The sequence below is a fragment of the Dactylosporangium sp. NPDC006015 genome, from assembly GCF_040614215.1.
Taxonomy (GTDB): Bacteria; Actinomycetota; Actinomycetes; order Mycobacteriales; family Micromonosporaceae; genus Dactylosporangium; species Dactylosporangium maewongense.
The window spans coordinates 148,073-168,613 of the sequence record NZ_JBEXUD010000003.1 but is presented as its reverse complement, the minus strand read 5'-3'; the positions used below and the strand labels follow the sequence as shown (position 1 = coordinate 168,613).

Genomic DNA, 20,541 nt, shown 5'->3' with positions numbered 1-20,541 from the left:
ACATGCTGACGAAGGGTCTGCTGGAGCGGGTTCCGCCCAGTCGCGAACATGCCGACGCCATGATCGACCAAGCACGCCGCCACCTGGCCGCCGCAGGCGTCATCGCGACCGTCGACCCGATCGGTGCGTATCAACTGGCTTACGACGCCGCGCGAAAGGCGCTGACGGCGGTGCTCGAAAACCAGGGACTCCGACCGACCCGTGCTGGTGGGCACATCGCAGTGCTCGACGCGGTTCGAGCACAGGTTGATCCACCGCTGGGTGGGGTGCTGCGGCCGTTCGACCGGATGCGACGGCGGCGCAACGACGCCGAATACCCCGCGGCTGATCGTCCGGCGCTGACCGCGGACGAGGTGGTCGTCGACCGGGTCAAGGTCGACGCGATCATCGAACTGGCCGGGAAGGTGCTGGACCAGATGAGTCCGTACTGAGGCCGCGGGAGAGAATAGGGCACGTGATTCCTAATGTGCTTGCTGGTCGGTATGCGTCGCCGGAGCTCGTGGCGATCTGGTCGCCTGAGGAGAAGGTGCGGTTGGAGCGGCGGCTGTGGCTGGCCGTGCTCACCGCGCAGCGGGACCTCGGGGTGGCGGTGCCGGACGGGGTGGTCGAGGACTACCGGCGGGTGCTCGACGACGTCGACCTGCACAGCATCGCGGAGCGGGAGCGGGTCACCCGGCACGACGTGAAGGCGCGGATCGAGGAGTTCTCCGCGCTCGCTGGGCACGAGCACATCCACAAGGGCATGACCTCGCGCGACCTGACCGAGAACGTCGAGCAGCTGCAGATCCGCAGGTCGCTGGAGCTGGTCCGGGACCGGATGGTGGCGGCGCTCGCCCGGCTCGCGGCGCGGGCCCGGCAGTACGACGACCTGGTCATGGTCGGCCGGTCGCACAACGTGGCGGCGCAGGCGACCACCCTCGGCAAGCGGTTCGCCAGCGCCGCCGAGGAGCTGCTCATCGCGTACCGGCGAATCGACGACCTCCTGCGGCGCTATCCGCTGCGGGGGATCAAGGGCCCGGTCGGCACGGCGGCGGACCAGCTGGACCTGCTCGGCGGCGACGCCGGGAAGGCCGCGGAGCTGGAGCGGCGGGTGGCGGAGCACCTCGGGTTCGGCACCGTGCTGACCAGCGTCGGCCAGGTGTACCCGCGCTCGCTGGACTTCGACGTGGTGTCGGCGCTCGCGCAGGCGGTCGCGGGGCCGTCGAGCCTGGCGACCACGATCCGGCTCATGGCCGGCTACGAGCTGGCCACCGAGGGCTTCAAGCCGGGCCAGGTCGGGTCGTCGGCGATGCCGCACAAGATGAACACGCGCTCGTGCGAGCGGGTCAACGGGCTCGCCGTGATCACCCGGGGTTACCTGTCGATGGTCGGCGAGCTGGCCGGCGACCAGTGGAACGAGGGCGACGTGTCGTGCTCGGTGGTCCGCCGGGTGGCGCTGCCGGACGCGTTCTTCGCCGTCGACGGGCTGTTCGCCACGTTCCTGACCGTTCTGGACGAGTTCGGGGCGTATCCGGCGGTCGTCGCCCGGGAGCTGGACCGCTACCTGCCGTTCCTGGCGACCACGCGGGTCCTGGTGGCGGCCGTCTCACGCGGCGTGGGCCGTGAGGATGCTCACGAAGCGATCAAGGAGCACGCCGTCGCGGTGGCGCTCGCCATGCGCGAAAAGGGCATCCAGGACAACGACCTCCTGCGGCGGCTGGCCGGCGACGAGCGGCTACGGTTGACCCAGGACGAGATCGACGCCCTGGTGGCCGACCCGCAGCAGTTCGTCGGGGCGGCATCCGCCCAGGTCAGTGCCGTGATCGAGCAGATCGAGGCGGTCGTCGCGGAGCACCCGCAGGCAGGAAGCTACGTGCCACCGCCCATCCTGTGAGCAGAAGATCTTGACAGCGGAGCGGGCCGCTAAGATGCGTGGCGGGCGATATTTCGGGCCTCGCCGCACGGTCATCGAGCCGGTGATCTGCGGCGGAGCCCCGCCCGGTAGGCTCGTGTCGCTCGCCCTCGAGCGCCCGACTCAACTGTCAGGAGTGCCCCGTGGCCCGCGTCGTGGTGGACGTCATGCTCAAACCGGAGATCTTGGACCCCCAGGGTCAGGCGGTCGCGAACGCGCTGCCACGTCTCGGCGTCGCCGACGTGGCATCCGTCCGCATCGGCAAGCGGATCGAGATCGAGTTCGACGGCGCCGCCGACCTCGACCGGGCCCGCGAGATCGCCGACAAGCTCCTCGCCAACCCGGTGATCGAAGACTTCACCCTGCGGGTCGAGGAGACGCCGGCCGAGGGCGAGCAGCAGTGACCGCCAGGATCGGTGTCGTCACGTTCCCCGGCTCGCTCGACGACCGCGACGCCGCCCGTGCCGTTCACCTGACCGGCGCCGTGCCGATCTCGCTCTGGCACGCGGACTCCGAGTTGTACGGCGTCGACGCCGTCATCCTGCCGGGTGGCTTCTCCTACGGCGACTACCTGCGCGCCGGCGCGATCGCCCGGTTCTCCGCCGTGATGGAGTCGATTATCAAGGCGGCCAGCGACGGCCTGCCCGTGCTCGGCATCTGCAACGGCTTCCAGGTGCTGTGCGAGGCCCACCTGCTGCCGGGTGCGCTGACCCGCAATCAGCACCTGCACTTCCGCAACCGGGACCAGTCGCTGCGCGTGGAGAGCACCGCGACCGCGTGGACGGGCGGGTTCCAGCACGGCCAGGAGATCGTCATCCCGGTCAAGAACGGCGAAGGCTGCTACATGGCCGACGAGCACACGCTCGACGAGCTCGAAGGCGAGGGTCGGGTCGTCGCGCGGTACATCCGCGGCAACCCCAACGGCTCGCTGCACGACATCGCCGCCATCACCAACGCTGCCGGCAACGTCGTCGGGATCATGCCCCACCCGGAGCACGCGGTCGAGGTGCTGACCGGCCCGTCGATCGACGGGCTGGGCATCTTCACGTCCGTGCTCGCACACCTGGGAGCTCGTGTATGACCGCCACAACGGGTTTCGACACCGTCTCGCACGCCACGGAGACCTCCGACGAGGAGCAGCCCTACGAGGAGCTCGGCCTCCGCGAGGACGAGTACGAGCGGATCAAGCAGATCCTCGGCCGCCGCCCCACGTCGTCCGAGCTCGCCATGTACTCGATCATGTGGAGCGAGCACTGCTCGTACAAGAGCAGCAAGGTCCACCTGCGGCAGTTCAGCGAGAAGGCGCCGAAGTCGGACCTGATGCTGGCCGGCATCGGGGAGAACGCCGGAGTCATCCGGATCTCCGACGAGATCGCGGTCACGTTCAAGGTCGAGTCGCACAACCACCCGAGCTTCGTCGAGCCCTACCAGGGTGCGGCGACCGGCGTCGGCGGCATCGTCCGCGACATCCTCGCCATGGGCGCCCGCCCGGTCGCCGTGATGGACCCGCTGCGCTTCGGCGCCGCCGACCACGAGGACACCAAGCGCGTCCTGCCCGGGGTCGTCGCGGGCGTCGGCGGCTACGGCAACTGCCTCGGCCTGCCCAACATCGGCGGCGAGGTCGTCTTCGACCCCTGCTACCAGGGCAACCCGCTGGTCAACGCGCTCTGCGTCGGCGTGCTGCCGGTCAACCGGCTGCAGAACAAAGAGGCGCACGGCCCCGGCAACGTGGTGGTCCTGCTCGGCGCCAAGACCGGCCGCGACGGCATCGGCGGCGTGTCGGTGCTGGCCAGCGCCACCTTCGACAGCGACGGCCCGGCCCGGCGCCCGTCCGTGCAGGTGGGCGACCCGTTCATCGAGAAGCTGCTCATCGAGAGCTGCCTCGAGTTGTACGAGCGGGAGCTCATCGTCGGCGTGCAGGACCTCGGCGGCGCGGGCCTCACGTGCGCGCTGACCGAGACCAGCGCGTCCGCCGGCACCGGCATGGACATCAACCTCAACCTGGTGCCCCTGCGCGAGGCCTCGATGGACCCGCAGGAGGTCCTCGCCAGCGAGTCGCAGGAGCGCATGCTCCTCATCGTCGAGCCGTCGAAGCTCGACGAGGTGCTCCGCGTCGCCGAGCGCTGGGGCGTCATCGCCACCGCGATCGGCCGCGTCACCGAGGGCGGCCGGCTGGTCATCAGCTGGCACGGCGAGATCGTCGTCGACGTCCCGCCCGGCTCCCTCGTCGACGACGGCCCGGTCTACGCCCGGCCGATGCGCGAGCCCGCCGACCTGATCCTGCTGCAGGCCGACCGGGCCGAGACGCTGCCCCGGCCGCGCACCGGCGTGGAGCTGCGCGAGACGCTGCTGCGCCTGGCCGCCAGCCCCAACCTGTGCGACAAGAGCTGGGTCACCGAGCAGTACGACCGCTACGTGCAGGGCAACACGATCCTCGCCCAGCCGGAGAACTCGGGCATCATCCGCATCGACGAGCAGACCGGCCTCGGCATCGCGCTGTCGACCGACGGCAACGCCCGCTTCGCCCGGCTCGACCCGTACAACGGCGCGAAGCTCGCCCTCGCCGAGTCGTACCGCAACGTGGCCGCCGCCGGCGCGACGCCGCTCGCCGTGACCAACTGCCTCAACTTCGGCTCGCCGGAGGACCCGCAGGTCATGTGGCAGTTCGCCGAAGCGGTCCGGGGCCTCGCCGACGGCTGCGCCGAGCTCGGCATCCCCGTCACCGGCGGCAACGTCAGCTTCTACAACTCCACCGGCTCGCAGGCCATCCACCCGACCCCGGTCGTCGGCGTCCTCGGCGTGCTCTCCAACGTCGGCAACCGCGTCCCGATGGGCTTCGGCGGCGACAGCGACGTGATCATGCTGCTCGGCGAGACGCAGGAGGAGCTGTCCGGCTCCGAGTGGGCCTGGGTGACGCACAACCACCTCGGCGGCCAGCCGCCCAGGGTCAACCTGGTCCGCGAGCGCATCCTCGCCTCCGTCCTCACCGAGGCGGGCGAGCGGGGCCACCTCTCCTCGGCGCACGACCTCTCCGACGGTGGTCTGGCCCAGGCCCTCGTCGAGACGACGCTGCGCTACGACCACGGCGCCAACATCACGCTGCCGGAGGGGCTGAACCCGTTCGTCGCGCTCTTCTCCGAGTCGACGGCCCGGGCACTGGTCTCGGTGCCGCGCGGCCACGAGCAGGCGTTCACGGCGCTCTGCGCCCAGCACGGCCTGCCGGTGACCACCATCGGCACGGTCGACGGCCGCAGCCGGGCGCTGGACGTGCGGGGGCAGTTCACGATCTCCCTGGACGAGATGCGCTCCGCGTGGAAGGGCACGCTGCCGTCGCTCTTCGGCGAGGTGTCGACGGAGGCTCCCGCGTACGAGCCGCCGGCTTCCGCTTCCGCCTCTTCGGACAATTCGGGTTCTTCGGATTCTTCGGGCGGTTCGACGACGGGGATCTTCGATCCGGTCGCCGCGCCCGAGGTGCCTGAGGTGCCGTCCGCGGTGTCCGGCGCTCCCGTCGCCGCCTCCCCGGACGCCGCGCCGGACGAGCCCGACGCCTGACGATGACCGAGGGCGTCTTCAGCCAGCCCGGCTCGGGCGCCCGGTTCGACTGGGGCCCGGCCGGCGCCGCTGAGCTGGCGCGCGTCTGCTCGGTCCTGGTCGTCGTCGACGTCCTGTCGTTCTCCACCGCGGTCGACATCGCCGTCGGCCGCGGTATCCGGGTCCACCCGTTCCCCTGGAGCGACCAGGCCCGCGCCTACGCCGACCGCATCGGCGCCGCCGTCGCCGTCGGCCGTAAGCAGGTCTCCGCGGCCTCCCCGTGGTCCCTGTCGCCGGCCGCCCTGCAGGCCGCCCCCTTCGTGGCCGAGCTGGTCCTGCCGTCCCCCAACGGCGCCTCCATCTGCTCCGCGGCCGCCTCCACCGGCGTCCCCGTCATCGCCGCCTGCCTGCGCAACGCGCCCGCCGTGGCCCGCTGGCTGCACTCCCAGGGCCACGGCACCCCGTCCACCCCCATCGGCGTCGTCGCCGCCGGCGAACTCTGGCCCGACGGCACCCTCCGCCCCTGCGTCGAGGACCTCCTGGGCGCCGCCGCCGTCCTGGACGGCCTGTCCCTGCACGGCGTACCCCTCTCAGTGGAGGCCGCGGTCACCCTCGCCGCCCTCGCCGCGGTCCGCGACGTCCCAGCCGCGGTCCGCCGCTGCGTCAGCGGCCAGGAACTCATCTCCCGCGGCTTCACCGACGACGTAACCCTCGCCATCCAGTCCGGCACCTCCGACACCGTCCCGCTCCTCACCGGCCAGTCTTTTACCCCCGCGCAGTAATGCTGTAATTCCCCCCACCGCTCCGCGGCGGGGCCCGGCGGGGATTCTCACCCGCACCCCAATGCTCGCTGCGCTCGCACTGCCAGCGCTTGCGCGCGGCAGCCTCTCCCGCATGCGCGCCGCATCCCGGTGGTCGCTGTGGTGCGGTGTGCGCTGGAGGTCGATCACTGACGTGGCGGAATGAGGCGGCGCCTCGCTATTAGCCGATCACGACGTCCAGCACCTCGGGCGCATAAAATCGGCGGTTCAAAGCGCCCACGGAGTCCAGCGGCGCCAGGATCCCTAGTTGAACCAGTTGATTGACGAGTGAGTTGGCGCGTCCATAGGAGATGCTGAGATAGCTTTCCACTGCCCGAACCGTAAATGTGGTGTTCGCAATTGCGTAGTCCGCAAGTGTGTGGGCCGTGTCTGCGCGAAGGGTTGACCTTCGGATTCGCTCCTTGAACGACTTCTGTACTTCAACCAAGGCAAGCATACGTTCGTGGGTTGTGTCGGCTGATGAGCCGAGACCGGTTGCAAAGAACCGGATGTATGAGTCCCAGTCCCCGCGCGTGCTGACTGCCAGGAGCTGGTCGTAGTACTCTGAGCGGCGAGCTTCGAACCAGGGTGAAACCGTCAACGTCGGTTCCAGCAGGACCTGCTGGCCCAGCAGGTGAACCACGATGATGAACCGTCCGATTCGGCCGTTGCCGTCGTGAAACGGATGTAGCGTTTCAAATTGATAGTGCGCGAGTGCTGCGGCGACGACCGGATCTATCTCGTGCGCGATCTCTGTGTCGACCATCCAGTCCAGCAGATCCTGCAGGCTGGCTCGGAGGTCCAGGCCGGGCGGAGAAGGAACAAAGCGCGCGGAATGGATGCGGGGTGCCGTCGGGTGTGCGCCTTCTCGCTGGCCGACGACCACCTGGTGATCGCGAAGCGCTCCCGAGTTGCCACCCTCGCTCCGGGTTCCGCGCATCAAAATGCCTTGCAATTGCTCCAACATGGACACGGTCAGCTGCTGCCCGGATTCAATCAGGCCGAAAGCCGTGTCACCCATCCGGACGTAATTCAATACCTCCCGCAGGTCGAGATTGGGTGGTCGCTCCTCGTCTGCGGTGAGCACCTCGATCAGCGGTGCGTACGTGCCCTCCAAGGCAGATGTGCTTTGCGCTTCTGCTTGAAGTGCGGGACGACGGAAGATGCGTGGATTCGGCAGCCGGCGAGCCGTGCTGTCCAGTGCGGCCAAGGCGGCACGTGCGTCTGCCACAGCTCTGTAGGTGCGAGCGGAGAGGTCCGGAGAGGTCCGAGGAAGGGGGTCGGGCACGAACGCCGCATGTTCCCACGGCCCATGGCTGGGGTCCGTGCCAGTGATCCGGACAAGCCGTCCTGGCGCCTGGGGTTCGAAGGCTCCGAGATCCACGCATAGCAGTGTAGTGCAAGATGTGTGACATCTTGGCGATGTGTGACATGTGCACGATGTCTGTAAACCGCAACATCGCGGGAGTGCATTGCACACAAGTGGTGGTTCACTGACATCTGCCAGGACCCTGGGTCCGGCAACACGAGTGTCTGCAGACGGCGGACAGCACCGGGATGCGGCGCGCATGCGTGTGAGGCTGCCGCGCGCAAGCGCTGGCAGTGCGAGCGCAGCGAGCATTGGGGGGAACTACAGCGCGGAGGGCGTGGGATTCGAACCCACGGAGACGCGGAACGCCTCACCGGTTTTCAAGACCAGAGACCGAACCATCGCTGACCTGCCGCAACGCAGCCCAGATGAGACCTTTCGACACGACTCGGGTACAACCGGCTAGTCCAGGCCGAGCACCAACAGCAGCGCCTCATCAATTGCCTGGAGTTCGGCGGTCATCACCTGACTCAACGAGGCGCCCAGGCGACCCGCGTCGTCATACGGGCTCAACTGCCACCAGTGGTGCAGCTGCCAGCAACTTCGCAGCCGAGCGCTCGGCTTGGTTCCGATCAAGAGTCGTCGGCCATAGATCGCTCGTTATCCTCAAGGTCGACCAAATCGGGCATTCCTATCAACTCGGTAGTGCGAACCGTGACGCGGACGAGACTGGGGATCTTCGAACAGATGTTCTATTATGTATCTACTGGCGCTCCGCATACGACTTGACGGAACGCTCGACGAGTCATCGCCGAGCGGACGACTGCGCACCAGCGTGCACGGCCGTAGGGTGGACGCGGAGGTATGGAGGTACTAGTGGACGACAGGGTTGACGTAGCGTGGCACGCGGCGCTTGTTCAAGCACTGGAAGCGGCCCGGTACACCGTTGAGGACCTTCGGTTGAAGGCGATCGCCGAGTTCGGGGAAGAGCCAGCGTGGATAGCGAACGCGATCGCTGGCGAGCAGCAGCCAGCGATGCACGAATACTTGATGATGTCGTCGCTCGTCTCGCTGCCTGTCACTGTGCTGTCCGGCTTGGTTGATGCAGATCGCAGCTCCGGGGTGGCACTCCGTGCCGGCACGCTTGCAAGCCCAACGCAGGTATCGGCTGATGCGCAAAAGCGCGGTGTTGAGTTGATTGAAGCGCGGAGGCTTATCGGTTCTTGGTACGCGTCAGATAGCGCGTACCGAACCTCCGCTTTGGAGAAACTTCGACAAGTCATATCTCATGATAAGTTTGCCCCGATCGCTGGCAGGAACACCGCCCAGCAGGTACGCGCAATGTTGGGCAAACTTGGAATTATTGATGCCGCCGGCCCAATTGGCGACCTGGTTTCTGTTGTCGAATCCCTCGGAGTGCCGGTCGAGCTGAGTACCGACATGCCGGACGGGCTGCACGGTGTCACCGTTCACGACGAGGCTCTGGGCTCGTGGGACGCAGCTATCGTCCTTCGCGTAGCCGACTATTGGACTCGCCAGCGGTACACACTGGCACACGAACTGTGCCATGTTTTGTATCGAGATTCAGGGCTCGTCTCGATTAACAATGAGGAGACAGCAACTAGCGGGACCGACGTGGAGCGTCGAGCCGAGAGTTTCGCGCGACACTTCTTGATGCCAACCGGTTCCGCAAGCAGAGTGTGGCGCTATCACTCGACGCGAAGCGATCACAGGAAGTCGCTTTGTGAACTAATGATGCATTTCGGTGTAAGTCGAGACGCAGCGCTAATTTTTCTTAGTGCCGAAGGGCTAATCTCCCAGACGTCCGTTGAGGGATTGCGACGCGACCTGGTCAAGGACCAGATGAGAGAAACCGGCCTCGGTTCGGCATGGGAGCAATTGATCGCTGGGCAGCACGACCCGAGTGCATCAGTCTGGCTACTTGAGTCGGCCTTGAAGCTATACAGGCAGCGACTCGTTCCGGCATCATTGGTTGCGAGTGTTTTGGGGCAATCGGAATCGTCGATTCTAGGCGACCTAGAACGGCAAGGCTGGAGTCCTGGCGAAAATCCTAACTTCTAGGTGCAGAATAGACATGCTTCGGCTCCTGCAGTCAAGCCACACGTAAAGAAGTCGTCTTCATCTTCCGGCTTCGCCTCAAAAGGAATGCCTGATGCCTCACAGGCCGCGATAAACGCCAGCTTTGCTTGGTCTAGTGACAACTCTCCCTTTGATTGACAGACAAACTCCTTTAGCACATCGCCGAAATGCAAGGACTTGATTGACGGATCCTCGGCTGCCGCTGCAAGACTTGCCCCACCGTCATTTGTAAGAAGCACTGGGTTGGAATACAGGCCAGCAATGGCTATTAAGGTCGCCTCGCCTGCATGCTTCTGCATCTCGCTGCTCGTCACGCCTGAAGGCTGTCTTGCCTTCGCGAGTTCTCTCAGCTTAGTGTGGATTAGCTGCATCTTGCTGAAGAATTCGCGGGTCTGCGGGGTGTTCTGAACCTGCACACGGCCGGACTTCACCAAGTAGTCTCTAGCCCGTTTTGCGGCAGACGCCAGCGTCGGAATATTGGGATTCGCGTTCAGAGCTCGGTGGTTGATCTCGTCGCGAATCGCCTGGGTTGTGAAGGCGCGGCCGGCGTAACGACCGTCAAATCGAGCTACACCATTGATATTGTGAGCCGCTCCCGTGGCGATCAAAATGCTGGTGTCAACCAGTACCTGTACTGTATCGCTTCCACGCGGACATAAGTTCCCGTTGAACGCATGAGGTTGATCTTCCTTAATCTCCTCTCGCGCCGGAATGCTGCTGACTCGCCTATGTGCAAAGATCAACGGAGTTGCCGGGGGCCTGGACAGTTCTGCCACTAGAAGAGACCTCCTCCCATAGGCGCACCTCTAGCCGCCGGAGTCGTAATATAATTTTCGGAATCGGGGCACCACAGGGCGACGGGGCAGGTTCGACAATGCTCGGTTGGCCGCGAGGGCCAGCTTGTGTCTTCGTGCCAGCCTTCGACCGTATGCTTCACTCGCGTCTCTGCAACCACCATCAGACTCATATCGTCTGTGCTGTACCGGAATACGCCGGACGCAGAGGGTGTCAAAACTTCGAGCTCAACAACGCCGGAGCTCGCCCCGTAGCTTGCAACCCAACCATGCTCGGCCAGGTTCAACAGCCAATACACCACTCCATCGAACATCTCCCTTGCTTCGTTGCCCCCCGCAGGTAATGCGGAATCCGTTGTCTTCGTCTCCCGAATGACTAATACATCAGAGTCGAGATAAACGATGTCAGGCGCAGACGCAATGATGGTGTCGGCTGTTTGATCCCATCCATAGACTGCGGACTCAGTATGCAGCACCTCGATCGCCGCAAGGAGGGGGCATCTAGAAAGATGACTGCGGAGAAACGGAAGAATGCTCTCGTACTCCTCATTGGTTAGGTTGCCAGCTATATCGGAGGACAATCGATCAGCAACGTCAGGAACGTCTTGATGGGTGCATGCAACGCCTCGCTTGTGAGCCTCACGAAGCCACCCATGAACCAGCCGCCCACGGTTTAATGAGGGATTACTATACGAATTCACATCAACTGGGAGGCGGAGCTTTCTTTCCAGGTACCATCGAGCGGGACAGCGTTCGTAAATGGCAAGGTCGGTAGCCGACACGGAGCGCGTGTAGGGCCCAGTCTCGTACTGATGCAGCGCGCCGTCCATCGGAATGAGGGAATTACATACGGCGGTCACTCGGCAACTGGCACAATCTCGGCCTGGCTGGGGAGCGCCTCCCGCAACAATCTGAAGCGCCCGAGGTCGAACCTTCTCTCCATAAAAGTCTGCAAGCATTCTAGGGTCCGCGTCCTGGAACTTGACAGCCTCGCCCGTTCCGCCGCGACCCCGGTAGAGAAGGACCTCAATGACATTGACTGATCGGACGTAGCCTGCTGCCATGGATGCGCCGAGGTGGCCAGCCATGATGTCCCAGTTGCTTACTTGGGGATCAATTTTTCGTTCTCTTATTCTGTGGATCTCTACCTTGCCTGTCGCGGTTCGATAGATCGGTGCCCACGCCGCTATTGCTCCTTTCGGAGTCACGCGTGCCGAATGATCGTAGCCAAGATAGACAAGCGGTTCGCCAGCCAAACTTTGCCGCGCATCTAAGAAGTCCAGATAGTTTTCAAGCGCCTTCCCTAGGTATGAAAGCAATCCAGGATGACAGTCTCGATAGGCATCTTCGGCCTTCACGAAAGCGGGATCGTGCGAGTCGCCTTGAGTGCGCCTTGCGTGATATCGGGATAGGGCAATCAAGAATCGCTTTAAAGGAAAATCCTCGGGGTCGTAGGTTTTACGCCACCCATGAGTTCCGAGAATACTGGTTCCGGATCGAGATTTCACGAAACCGTGTTGCGGACAGAGTTGATCGTTATCGACGTCCGAAGCCGAAATCTTAAATAGATTTTCCGGCGAGAGGGAGAAACCCTCTGGCTGCCATGCGGGCATTGCCACGACCTCCCACCTATCGGCCAACACCTTCTCATAGGCAGCCCATCAGTGGTAGTCGCCCCTAAGGCTGAATTCGTCTGGCCGGTGACTATGCACGGAAGGAGGAAGCGGTGAGCTCGATCGGCCGTCATGGTTGCCCGATTGGAGGAGCATCTCCCGGCGGGTGCGGCGCCGACGCGGTATGTGCCACGTTGCAGTCGGCGCCGCACTCGGGTTGATGGTCGTGTCGCTTCGGGCCTTATGTACGCGGTGAGCGTTCGCGGATGCGTGCTCTCTTCCAGGTACGGGTTCAGCCTGTCGTAGTCGAGGCAGGGCGATTGCATAGTCGAGCGACGAGGTTCTGAGCAGGGGCTCATGCGGTGAGGTACCGCTGCTCGGGGGCGAAGAAGCGGGCGAGGCCGCATCGGTGATCATGGAGTTCTCGACGCCCCGTGACCACCGCAAGGACCTCACCCGCAGATGGCATCATCCCTCATCCCCGCACTGACTGTCACCGCACCAGGCGGGGACTTCGCGCCTGACCCAGTCACCGATCGTGAGCACGGCGGGCTGCTGCACGCTCTCGCCGCAGTCCCGGACCCTCGTGACTCACGCGGGATCCGGTATCCGCTCGTCAGTCTGCTCACCGTTGCGGTCTGCGCCGTCCTTGCCGGTGCGTCGTCCTTCGCCGCGATCAGCGACTGGCTGCACGACCTCGACGAACATGCCCGGGCCCGGCTCGGGTTCGATCGCCGGCTCCCAGCGGGCACAACGGTGTGGCGGCTGCTGACCCGCCTCGACGCCGGCCTGCTCGCCCAGGCCCTCGCCGGCTGGCTGCGCATCCGCACCCGGCCGACACCGCACCGGCCACGCCGGTACCGCACCGTCATTGCCGTGGACGGCAAGACCCTGCGAGGCGCCCGCCGCCCCGACGGCGGCCAGGTCCACCTCCTCACCGCACTGGACACCAGCACCGGCATCGTCCTGGCCCAGGTGACCATCGAGGCGAAGTCGAACGAGATCCCCGCGTTCGCGCCGCTGCTCGACGCGGTCCAAGCCGTCCACGGCGACCCGGGCGGGGTCGTGTTCGTCGCCGACGCCCTGCACACCCAGACCCGGCACGGCACCGAGGTCGCCACCCGCGGCGCGCACCTGCTCGTCCAGGTAAAGGCCAACCAGCCAACCCTGCACGCCCAGCTCAAACGACTGCCCTGGGCACAGGTCCCGGCCGGGGACCGCACCCGCGACCACGGCCACGGCCGCCGCGAGACCCGCACCGTCAAAGCGATCACCCTGCACACCCCCGGCGGGATCGCGTTCCCACACGCCGAACAGGCCGTCCGGATCACCCGCACCCGCATCACCGCCGGACGGACCAGCCGCGAAACCGCCTACCTGACCGTGTCCCTACCCGCCGCCGACGCCCAACCCGCCGAACTACAGGACTGGATCCGCCGCCACTGGCACATCGAGAACCGCCTCCACCACGTCCGAGACGTCACGTTCCGTGAAGACCAACATCAAGCCCGGACCGGCACCGGACCCGCCGTCATCGCCACCCTGCGCAACACCGCAATCGTCTACCACCGCGTCCACGGCGCCACCAACATCGCCCGCGCCAACCGACGAGCCGACCGCCGCTCACACGACCTCATCGATGCTGTGACCAGCCACTACCCGACAACGCAATGACCCTGGGTCACGCGAGCGACTCTCATGCACAGCTCATGCACGACGGGTGAGCCAGGGCGGGCACGGCCGAGATCTAGTGAGGCATCCGGCGGCAGGTGCGAGGGCGCCTGCCGCCAGCGTTTGAACTGCTCAGCAGGCATATCGGCAGATCGCTTGCGGAGGGCGTGGGATTCGAACCCACGGAGACGCGGAACGCCTCACCGGTTTTCAAGACCGGCGCCATCGGCCACTAGGCGAGCCCTCCAGCGGAACGTCGAACAGTCTGCCAGATCGCCCCGGGGCGGTGGTGGTCACCCGTGTGAGGGAGGCCGGATGTCCTGGGGGCGGTGGCGGACTGGGCGACCGCGACCAGATGACATCGTGACACTCCGTCCCAAATGTCGCATCTCATTAGTGGGAGCTGCGCAGACTCAGGGGAAGTGACAGACACACCACGGGCGGGGGCCGGTAGGGATGCATCTCTTCTTCAACGATCCACGGGCAGCGTACGTCACCAGGCACCGGCGGATCGTCAGGCATCCGTTGGTGGCGCTGGTCGCGGGTGGGGTCGGGGTGGCGGCGCTCGGGGTGGTGATCGGCGCGGCGGGGTGGGAGTCGCCGCAGCGGGGCGCGCCGGCGCCGCAGCCGCAGCGGGCCGAGCAGGGGATGGCGATGCCCGAGCCGGTGGTGGACGTCAACATGTACGGGGTGCCCGCCGCGCCCCAGCCGGTCCTGGAGCTCGGCACGCCGCCGGTTCGGGCGGTGCCGGGGGCCGTGCAGCCGCAGCGGCCGGTGCAGACGGCGAAGAAGCCGGTGAAGCGCGTCGAGAGGGCCGGGGCCCCCGCTGTACAGACGCCGCAGACGACGGCAGAGCCCACGACGGAGCCGACGACCCAGCCGACCACCGGGCCGACGGGCGGACCGACCGCGCAGCCGACGACGGACCCGACGGGGGGACCCACGGCAGGACCCACGACAGGGCCGACGCGGACGACGCCGGCGGAGCCGGGGCCGATGTGGACGGCGTGGATGCGCGATCATCGCGTGGCGCAAAATGGGTGGCATGCGCGCGATCACGATCGAGCAGGCTGGTGGTCCTGAGGTACTGCGCTGGAGCGAGGTGCCCGATCCGGTGCCGGCCGACGGTGAGGTGCTGATCGAGGTGCGTGCGGCGGGGGTCAACCGCGCCGACCTGCTGCAGCGGCAGGGGCTCTATCCGCCGCCGGAGGGGGCGCCGCCGTATCCGGGCATGGAGGTGTCGGGGCGGGTCGTCGAGAGCCGGTCGCCGCAGTGGCAGGCCGGGCAGGAGGTCTGCGCCCTCATCGAGGGTGGCGGCTACGCGGAGCTGGCGGTGGCGTCGGCAGGGCAGGTGCTGCCGGTGCCGCGGAACGTGAGCCTCGAGGACGCCGCGGCGCTGCCCGAGGTGGCGGCGACGGTCTTCTCCAACGTGGTCGAGGTCGCGGGGCTCCAGCCGGGCGAGACGCTGCTGGTGCACGGCGGCGGCAGCGGGATCGGCACGTTCGCGGTGCAGCTGGGCGCGGCGCTCGGGGCGCACGTGGTGACGACGGCCCGGGCGCCCAAGCACGAGGCGTTGAAGAAGCTCGGCGCGGAGCGGGTGATCGACTACACGGCGGAGGACTTCAGCGAGACGGTGAAGGCCGACGTCATCCTCGACATCATCGGCGGCGCCTACCTCAAGGGCAACGTGAAGGCGCTCAAGGAGGGCGGCCGGCTGGTGGTGATCGGCATGCAGGGTGGCCGCAAGGCGGAGCTCGACCTCGGTGCGCTGCTGGCGAAGCGGGGCAGCGTGTCCGCGACGGCCCTGCGGTCCAGGTCGAAGGCGCAGAAGGCGGCGATCATCCGAGGTGTACGGGAGGAGGTCTGGCCCCTGATGGACGAGGGCATCGTCGGGCCGGTCGTGCACAGCAGGATCCCGCTGCCGGACGCCGCGGAGGCGCACCGGCTGATGGCGTCCAGCGAGCACTTCGGCAAGATCATTCTGACTCGGCCGTAGAAGGGTCGGCCGTAGGAGGGTCGGTCAGGATCACCGGGCCCGGGCCGCGGGAGGCGAGGCGGTCGGCCGTGTTGGCGAGGGTGCAGCTGCGCAGGGAGAGGCAGCCGCACCCGATGCAGCCGGTCAGGGTGTCGCGGAGCCGCTCCAGGAGCGCGATCTGCTCGTCGAGGTGGCCGCGCCAGTTGCGGGACAGCCGGGCCCAGTCGGCGCGGGTCGGGGTGCGGTTGGCCGGCAGCGACGCCAGCGCCTCCTTGATCGTCTCCAGGGGGATGCCGACCTGCGCGGAGATCCTGATGAACGAGACCCGGCGCAGCTCGGTGCGCTCGTAACGGCGCTGGTTGCCGCCGGTGCGGGTGGAGTGGATCAGGCCGAGCTTCTCGTAGAACCGCAGCGCGGACGGCGCGACCCCGCTGCGCGCCGAGAGCTCGCCGATCGTGAGCAGCTCAGCCATACGGCTCAGCGCTTGTGCGACGGCTTGCGGACGCGCTCACGGGAGAGGATCCACAGCGCCTCGACGCCGTCCTTCCAGGTGATCTTCTTGCCCTCTTCGCGGGTGCGGGCGCGGTAGCTGATCGGCACCTCGTAGGGACGGTGCCGGTTGCGCAGCAGCTTGCCGGTCACCTCGGCCTCCATGCCGAAGCCGGCGGACTTGATCTGCAGCGACCGGTACAGCTCGACGGGCATGAGCTTGAAGCAGGTCTCGAGGTCGCCGAGGTAGCAGTTGTACAGCATGTTGGCGGCCGTGGTGACGGCCTTGTTGCCCATGACGTACCAGAACGAGAAGGAGCTGTGGCTGCCGAAGGTGCGGTTGCCGTAGACCACGGTCGCGCGGCCGTCGAGGACCGGCTCGAGCAGCTTCGGGATGTCCTGTGGGTCGTATTCGAGGTCAGCGTCGAGGATGACCATGTAGTCGCCCGTGGCGTGCTCGACCGCGGTGCGGATGGCCGCGCCCTTGCCCTTGTTCCTCGGGTGGATGACGACGCGGATGCGCTCGTCGTGCAGCCCGTTGAGGATCTCGGCGGTGCGGTCCCGGCTGCCGTCGTCGACGATGACAAGCTCGGTCTCCGTCGGGTAGTCCACGTCGAGCGCCTGTTTGACGGCGTCGGCGACGCGGACCTCCTCGTTGTAGACCGGCATCAGGATCGACAGCTTCATCACGATCTCCGAAGAGTTCTGGTTGGGACCATCAGACTAGCCTTTCATCACCCGCGCGTGTGATGTCCCCACGAGCGCTTGCACCTACGTACGGTGTGGCCTATGACGAGTGCGGCGAAGCAGCTGGGCGACGAAGCGTACATCGCGGTGACGACGTTCCGGCGGGACGGCACCGCGGTGTCGACGCCGGTGTGGGTGGCGCCCGACGGTGACGCGTTGGTGATCTGGACCGTCGCCGACTCCGGCAAGGTGAAGCGGATCCGCCGGGACGGCGCGGTGACGGTGGCGCCGTGCACGGTCCGGGGAGTGCCGACCGGCGAGGCGGTGCCGGGGCACGCGACGATCCTCGGCGCGGACGGCGGCCGCACCGCCCGCGAGCTCATCAAGCGCAAGTACGGCCTGCGTGGCCGCCTCTTCGTCTGGATGAGCGTCCGGCGGCGCGGCGAGGACGGCACGGTCGGGGTGCGGATCACGCTGGGCTGAACGGCTGTGTCCGCACAAAGCAACGCGCCCGGATCACCGGGGGGTGACGATCCGAGCGCGTCGCGGGAACAAGCGTGTCGTTTGGCACCGGAGGAATGCGCGAGGTAGGGTTGCGCCTCAGTCGCCCTGGCGCTGCTGCGGGATCTGTCCCTGGAGCAGCGCGCGCACCTCGGATTCGCGATAGCGGCGGTGGCCTCCGAGGGTGCGGATGGCGCTCAGCTTGCCCGCCTTCGCCCATCGGGTGACGGTCTTCGGGTCGACGCGGAACATCGACGCGACCTCAGCCGGTGTTAGCAACGGCTCAGGCTCATGCGTGCGAGATGGCATCGGTCACTCCTCCACAGGTACCCAGGAACGTCGGACGGGGTCCCGCCGGCCGACGCGTTTCCTATGGTCCGGCTAGTCCCCGATGTCCGACATGGGCCGAACGGCTGAAGGTCCCTGTATGGACGGATGATGAATAAGTGAATTTTCCCAATTTGGTGACACGAAATGGGATAAAGCGGGACCGGATGTGACGCTCTGTGGGTGAGCCGATACGAATCTAGCTCACCCGACCGGGTGAGCGGTAGCCCACAAAGTCCTCCCAATAACCCATAACGGACACCACTTCGGAGCGATTCGGTTGCGAAGGGTGACACCCGTTCGTGGTTGTTGGGATTCGGACATTTACGGTGATCGAAATCCACGGCAAAACACCCCGCGACGCCATGCGTGCGGGGTGTGATGGCCGGAAAGGGCCGGACCGGGGTTAGTTGCAGCGCTCCAGGAGCTGCACGGCGCGCCAGCGCTCGACCAGCTTCTCGTACACCTCGGTCGCCTCGTCGGCGTCGCCGCGGGCCACGCTGGACAGGCCCGCCGACACCAGTCCCGGCGAGTCGTCCTCGATGAGGGTCTCGTCGGACAGCAGGCCGACCAGGCCGCCGTAGTCCAGCTCGACGATCGAGCGGGAGTGGAACTCCTCCAGCCAGCGCGCCGTCTCCTCGACCGCGACCGTGATCGGCGCGTCGCCGATGGCCCGGCGCAGCACCGCATAGGCACGGTGCGCCCGCCGGCGGGCCTTGGAGATCTCGGTGCGGTAGCGCAGCACCCGCCGCCCGGGGCGCAGCGACAGCTCGCGCTCCTCCAGGTCGACGAAGACGAACCAGCGCAGGGGCACCCCCCACGTGGCGACCTGCTCGTGCACCCGGGGCATGCCGCGCTCCAGGACGTGGTCGCCGCTGCGCCAGTCGTCGACGACGGTCTGCGCCAGGCCGGCGAGCACCGGCGGGACGAAGGCGTCGGCGATCACGCTCGGCACGCCGTCGCGGGCGGTGAGCGCCGCCTCGGCGACCCGGATGCGCAGGTTCCACGGGCAGACGAGCAGGGTGTCGTCGGCCTCCAGGACGTAGGCCTCGTCGGGCAGGTCGGGCAGGCGCGTCCAGCCGGCGCCGAGCGCCTCGATGACCGCTGTCCGCTGCCGCCCGGGGCCGTCGGACAGCGCGACCGCCCGGCCCTCTTTGACGTAGCGACGCCAGTACAGCTGGTGGTCGCGATCGAAAGCGGCCAGCGGCTCGTACACCCGCAGATATGACGCGAAGAGCGACGGCACGGGCCGATCGTCGCACGAAACTGTCGGCCACCGGTATTAGGGTCGGTGTACAGGCGCCGTCTCACGAGGATCGGGCCCCCCACCGACACAGGAGCATCCATGGGTGTCTTCACCACCAGCCACGAGCAGGTCGTCTACTGTCACGACCGGCCGTCCGGCCTGCGCGCGATCATCGCCATCTACTCGACGGCGCTCGGACCGGCGTTGGGCGGGACCCGCTTCTACCCGTATGCGTCGGAGGACGACGCGCTGCACGACGTGCTCGACCTCTCCCGCGGCATGGCGTACAAGAACGCGCTCGCCGGCCTTGACCTCGGCGGCGGCAAGGCCGTCATCTGGGGTGACCCGGACAAGGACAAGAGTGAGGCGCTGCTGCGGGCCTACGGCAGGTTCGTGCAGTCGCTCGGCGGTCGTTACTACACGGCGTGCGACGTGGGCACCTATGTGCAGGACATGGACGTCGTGGCGAAGGAGACCAGGTTCGTCACGGGACGCTCCGAGTCGCACGGCGGCGCGGGTGATTCGTCGGTCCTTACCGCCTATGGGGTCTTCCAGGGCATGCGGGCTGCCGCGGAGCACCGCTGGGGCAGCCCGACGCTCGCCGGCCGGCGGGTCGGCATCGCCGGGCTCGGCAAGGTCGGCAAGCACCTCACCGAGCACCTCATCGAGGACGGCGCGTCGATCGTCGCGACCGACGTCAACGAGCGCGCCCTGGAGTGGGTCCGCACCACCTATCCGCAGGTGGACGTGGTCGACAGCAGCGAAGACCTCGTCGCGGCCGACCTGGACGTGTATGCGCCGTGCGCGCTCGGTGGGGCGCTCAGCGACGAGACCGTGGCCGTGCTGCGCGCGAAGATCGTCGCCGGCGCGGCGAACAACCAGCTGGCTCACCCGGGGGTGGAGAAACTGCTCGCCGAGCGCGACGTGCTCTACGCCCCCGACTATGTCGTCAACTCCGGCGGGGTCATCCAGGTGGCCGACGAGATCGAAGGCTTCAACTTCGCCCGGGCGCAGCAGCGGGCCGCCCGGATCTTCCACACCACCCGGGAGATCCTGCAGCTCGCGGAGGCTGAGGGGGTTCCGCCGGCGGCCGCCGCGGACCGACTCGCCGAACGGCGGATGGCCGATGTCGGAAGGCTCCGTACGATCCTCTTGTAGGACGTGACGACCACGGTACGACGGTGGTGCTTACCCAACCGGTCCGGTCGGGTAAGCAACGCCACCGAATTGGTCGGCAGGGGCGAGATGCCGAAAGGTGCCCTCGACATGTACCGTAAGAGCCACGAGAGATGCCTGACGTTGTCGGGGCCTGCCGGTAATGGCTGCCCCGTAATTCTGTGCGAGGGGGTCGAGCCATGGGGCGCGGCCGTGCGAAGGCCAAGCAGACTAGGGTGGCCAGGGAGTTGAAGTATCACTCCCCAAACACCGACCTCGACGCGTTGCAGCGCGAGCTCGCGGGCAGCCCGAAGTCTTACGACGACTACGCCGGATCCGGCGATCAAGTCGACGATGAGGCCGACGACGAGGACGACGGTAACTACGACGACTCCTCCAGCGACAGCGATTGGCGCTCACGGAGTCGTTGATCATCGGTCTACCCGGCTGAC

The 20,541-nt window shown here is 66.8% G+C and carries 19 protein-coding genes, 2 tRNA genes and 1 pseudogene; 12 read left to right on the top strand and 10 right to left on the bottom strand.

Annotated elements, in window-relative coordinates; all coding sequences use genetic code 11:
* Positions 1-2: 2 nt before the first annotated feature.
* The 6 genes and pseudogenes from ABZ321_RS06990 to ABZ321_RS06965 all read left to right on the top strand — a co-directional run bounded on the left by ABZ321_RS06990 (position 3) and on the right by ABZ321_RS06965 (position 6,204).
* A complete protein-coding gene (locus tag ABZ321_RS06990; protein WP_344501194.1) occupies positions 3-431 on the top strand; it encodes a hypothetical protein in 429 nt (142 codons plus the stop codon).
* A 23-nt stretch (positions 432-454) separates the two neighbouring features.
* Positions 455-1,873: an adenylosuccinate lyase gene (gene purB / locus ABZ321_RS06985; RefSeq protein WP_344501195.1), complete on the top strand. Its 1,419-nt coding sequence runs from the start codon at positions 455-457 to the stop codon at positions 1,871-1,873.
* Between the two features lie 161 nt (positions 1,874-2,034).
* Positions 2,035-2,295 (top strand): phosphoribosylformylglycinamidine synthase subunit PurS, encoded by a 261-nt coding sequence (gene purS / locus ABZ321_RS06980; RefSeq protein ID WP_344501196.1) that lies wholly within the window; start codon positions 2,035-2,037, stop codon positions 2,293-2,295.
* Positions 2,292-2,972, top strand: a complete 681-nt coding sequence (gene purQ, locus ABZ321_RS06975) for a phosphoribosylformylglycinamidine synthase subunit PurQ (protein WP_354889879.1) — start codon at positions 2,292-2,294, stop codon at positions 2,970-2,972. The genes purS and purQ overlap by 4 nt, the downstream gene beginning before the upstream one ends.
* Before the next feature lie 11 nt (positions 2,973-2,983).
* Positions 2,984-5,443: pseudogene (purL, locus tag ABZ321_RS06970) on the top strand (phosphoribosylformylglycinamidine synthase subunit PurL); the annotation flags it as partial.
* A 2-nt stretch (positions 5,444-5,445) separates the two neighbouring features.
* Positions 5,446-6,204, top strand: coding sequence for a 2-phosphosulfolactate phosphatase (locus ABZ321_RS06965; protein ID WP_344501199.1), 759 nt, complete (start codon positions 5,446-5,448; stop codon positions 6,202-6,204).
* Between the two features lie 199 nt (positions 6,205-6,403).
* Here ABZ321_RS06965 and ABZ321_RS06960 read toward each other — a convergent pair whose 3' ends face one another.
* Together ABZ321_RS06960 and ABZ321_RS06955 are read right to left on the bottom strand one after the other, a co-directional pair.
* Positions 6,404-7,792: a Fic/DOC family N-terminal domain-containing protein gene (locus tag ABZ321_RS06960; protein ID WP_354889876.1), complete on the bottom strand. Its 1,389-nt coding sequence runs from the start codon at positions 7,790-7,792 to the stop codon at positions 6,404-6,406.
* A gap of 66 nt (positions 7,793-7,858) precedes the next feature.
* Positions 7,859-7,947, bottom strand: a tRNA-Ser gene (locus tag ABZ321_RS06955).
* 544 nt (positions 7,948-8,491) lie between these two features.
* On the opposite strand from ABZ321_RS06955, the gene ABZ321_RS06950 reads away from it, so the two are divergent.
* Positions 8,492-9,613, top strand: coding sequence for an ImmA/IrrE family metallo-endopeptidase (locus tag ABZ321_RS06950; RefSeq protein ID WP_354889874.1), 1,122 nt, complete (start codon positions 8,492-8,494; stop codon positions 9,611-9,613).
* On the opposite strand, the gene ABZ321_RS06945 is transcribed toward ABZ321_RS06950, so the two are convergent.
* Together ABZ321_RS06945 and ABZ321_RS06940 are read right to left on the bottom strand one after the other, a co-directional pair.
* Entirely contained in the window at positions 9,610-10,407 is a 798-nt protein-coding gene (locus ABZ321_RS06945; RefSeq protein ID WP_354889872.1) for a hypothetical protein, read from the bottom strand. The two genes, ABZ321_RS06950 and ABZ321_RS06945, sit on opposite strands and share 4 nt — an antisense overlap.
* Positions 10,407-12,038 (bottom strand): PD-(D/E)XK nuclease family protein, encoded by a 1,632-nt coding sequence (locus ABZ321_RS06940; RefSeq protein WP_354890209.1) that lies wholly within the window; start codon positions 12,036-12,038, stop codon positions 10,407-10,409. Before ABZ321_RS06940 ends, ABZ321_RS06945 begins: the two co-directional genes overlap by 1 nt.
* A 462-nt stretch (positions 12,039-12,500) precedes the next feature.
* On the opposite strand from ABZ321_RS06940, the gene ABZ321_RS06935 reads away from it, so the two are divergent.
* Complete coding sequence (locus ABZ321_RS06935) at positions 12,501-13,712, top strand: ISAs1 family transposase (RefSeq protein WP_354889870.1); 1,212 nt, start codon at positions 12,501-12,503, stop codon at positions 13,710-13,712.
* Between the two features lie 156 nt (positions 13,713-13,868).
* Here ABZ321_RS06935 and ABZ321_RS06930 read toward each other — a convergent pair.
* A tRNA-Ser gene (locus ABZ321_RS06930) sits at positions 13,869-13,956 on the bottom strand.
* A gap of 166 nt (positions 13,957-14,122) precedes the next feature.
* Positions 14,123-14,653 (bottom strand): hypothetical protein, encoded by a 531-nt coding sequence (locus ABZ321_RS06925; protein ID WP_354889868.1) that lies wholly within the window; start codon positions 14,651-14,653, stop codon positions 14,123-14,125.
* A gap of 101 nt (positions 14,654-14,754) precedes the next feature.
* Here ABZ321_RS06925 and ABZ321_RS06920 point away from each other — a divergent pair, with 101 nt between their 5' ends.
* Entirely contained in the window at positions 14,755-15,705 is a 951-nt protein-coding gene (locus tag ABZ321_RS06920; protein WP_344501202.1) for an NAD(P)H-quinone oxidoreductase, read from the top strand.
* Here ABZ321_RS06920 and soxR read toward each other — a convergent pair.
* Complete coding sequence (gene soxR / locus ABZ321_RS06915; protein ID WP_354889865.1) at positions 15,686-16,156, bottom strand: redox-sensitive transcriptional activator SoxR; 471 nt, start codon at positions 16,154-16,156, stop codon at positions 15,686-15,688. The genes ABZ321_RS06920 and soxR overlap by 20 nt on opposite strands.
* Before the next feature lie 5 nt (positions 16,157-16,161).
* Complete coding sequence (locus ABZ321_RS06910) at positions 16,162-16,860, bottom strand: glycosyltransferase family 2 protein (protein ID WP_344501204.1); 699 nt, start codon at positions 16,858-16,860, stop codon at positions 16,162-16,164.
* Positions 16,861-16,962: 102 nt separating this feature from the next.
* On the opposite strand from ABZ321_RS06910, the gene ABZ321_RS06905 reads away from it, so the two are divergent.
* A complete protein-coding gene (locus ABZ321_RS06905) occupies positions 16,963-17,343 on the top strand; it encodes a PPOX class F420-dependent oxidoreductase (RefSeq protein WP_344501205.1) in 381 nt (126 codons plus the stop codon).
* 117 nt (positions 17,344-17,460) lie between these two features.
* Here ABZ321_RS06905 and ABZ321_RS06900 read toward each other — a convergent pair whose 3' ends face one another.
* A complete protein-coding gene (locus tag ABZ321_RS06900; RefSeq protein ID WP_033365012.1) occupies positions 17,461-17,670 on the bottom strand; it encodes a BldC family transcriptional regulator in 210 nt (69 codons plus the stop codon).
* A gap of 424 nt (positions 17,671-18,094) precedes the next feature.
* Positions 18,095-18,934: a hypothetical protein gene (locus ABZ321_RS06895; RefSeq protein ID WP_344501206.1), complete on the bottom strand. Its 840-nt coding sequence runs from the start codon at positions 18,932-18,934 to the stop codon at positions 18,095-18,097.
* 99 nt (positions 18,935-19,033) lie between these two features.
* Between ABZ321_RS06895 and ABZ321_RS06890 the strand changes: the two genes are divergently transcribed.
* On the top strand, positions 19,034-20,092 hold the full coding sequence (locus tag ABZ321_RS06890; RefSeq protein WP_344501207.1) for a Glu/Leu/Phe/Val dehydrogenase dimerization domain-containing protein: 1,059 nt from the start codon (positions 19,034-19,036) through the stop codon (positions 20,090-20,092).
* Positions 20,093-20,289: 197 nt separating this feature from the next.
* Positions 20,290-20,520, top strand: a complete 231-nt coding sequence (locus tag ABZ321_RS06885) for a DUF3073 domain-containing protein (RefSeq protein ID WP_033365009.1) — start codon at positions 20,290-20,292, stop codon at positions 20,518-20,520.
* Positions 20,521-20,541: the final 21 nt, after the last annotated feature.

What these genes read in the sequence shown, in the direction of transcription:
- ABZ321_RS06990 (WP_344501194.1), top strand. Translation starts at nt 3, where the DNA reads ATGCTGACGAAGGGTCTGCTGGAGCGGGTTCCGCCCAGTCGCGAACAT.
- ABZ321_RS06965 (WP_344501199.1), top strand. Translation starts at nt 5,446, where the DNA reads ATGACCGAGGGCGTCTTCAGCCAGCCCGGCTCGGGCGCCCGGTTCGAC.
- ABZ321_RS06960 (WP_354889876.1), bottom strand. Translation starts at nt 7,792, where the DNA reads ATGCGCGCCGCATCCCGGTGCTGTCCGCCGTCTGCAGACACTCGTGTT.
- ABZ321_RS06940 (WP_354890209.1), bottom strand. Translation starts at nt 12,038, where the DNA reads ATGCCCGCATGGCAGCCAGAGGGTTTCTCCCTCTCGCCGGAAAATCTA.
- ABZ321_RS06935 (WP_354889870.1), top strand. Translation starts at nt 12,501, where the DNA reads ATGGCATCATCCCTCATCCCCGCACTGACTGTCACCGCACCAGGCGGG.
- ABZ321_RS06920 (WP_344501202.1), top strand. Translation starts at nt 14,755, where the DNA reads ATGCGCGCGATCACGATCGAGCAGGCTGGTGGTCCTGAGGTACTGCGC.
- soxR (WP_354889865.1), bottom strand. Translation starts at nt 16,156, where the DNA reads ATGGCTGAGCTGCTCACGATCGGCGAGCTCTCGGCGCGCAGCGGGGTC.
- ABZ321_RS06910 (WP_344501204.1), bottom strand. Translation starts at nt 16,860, where the DNA reads ATGAAGCTGTCGATCCTGATGCCGGTCTACAACGAGGAGGTCCGCGTC.
- ABZ321_RS06905 (WP_344501205.1), top strand. Translation starts at nt 16,963, where the DNA reads ATGACGAGTGCGGCGAAGCAGCTGGGCGACGAAGCGTACATCGCGGTG.
- ABZ321_RS06900 (WP_033365012.1), bottom strand. Translation starts at nt 17,670, where the DNA reads ATGCCATCTCGCACGCATGAGCCTGAGCCGTTGCTAACACCGGCTGAG.
- ABZ321_RS06890 (WP_344501207.1), top strand. Translation starts at nt 19,034, where the DNA reads ATGGGTGTCTTCACCACCAGCCACGAGCAGGTCGTCTACTGTCACGAC.
- ABZ321_RS06885 (WP_033365009.1), top strand. Translation starts at nt 20,290, where the DNA reads ATGGGGCGCGGCCGTGCGAAGGCCAAGCAGACTAGGGTGGCCAGGGAG.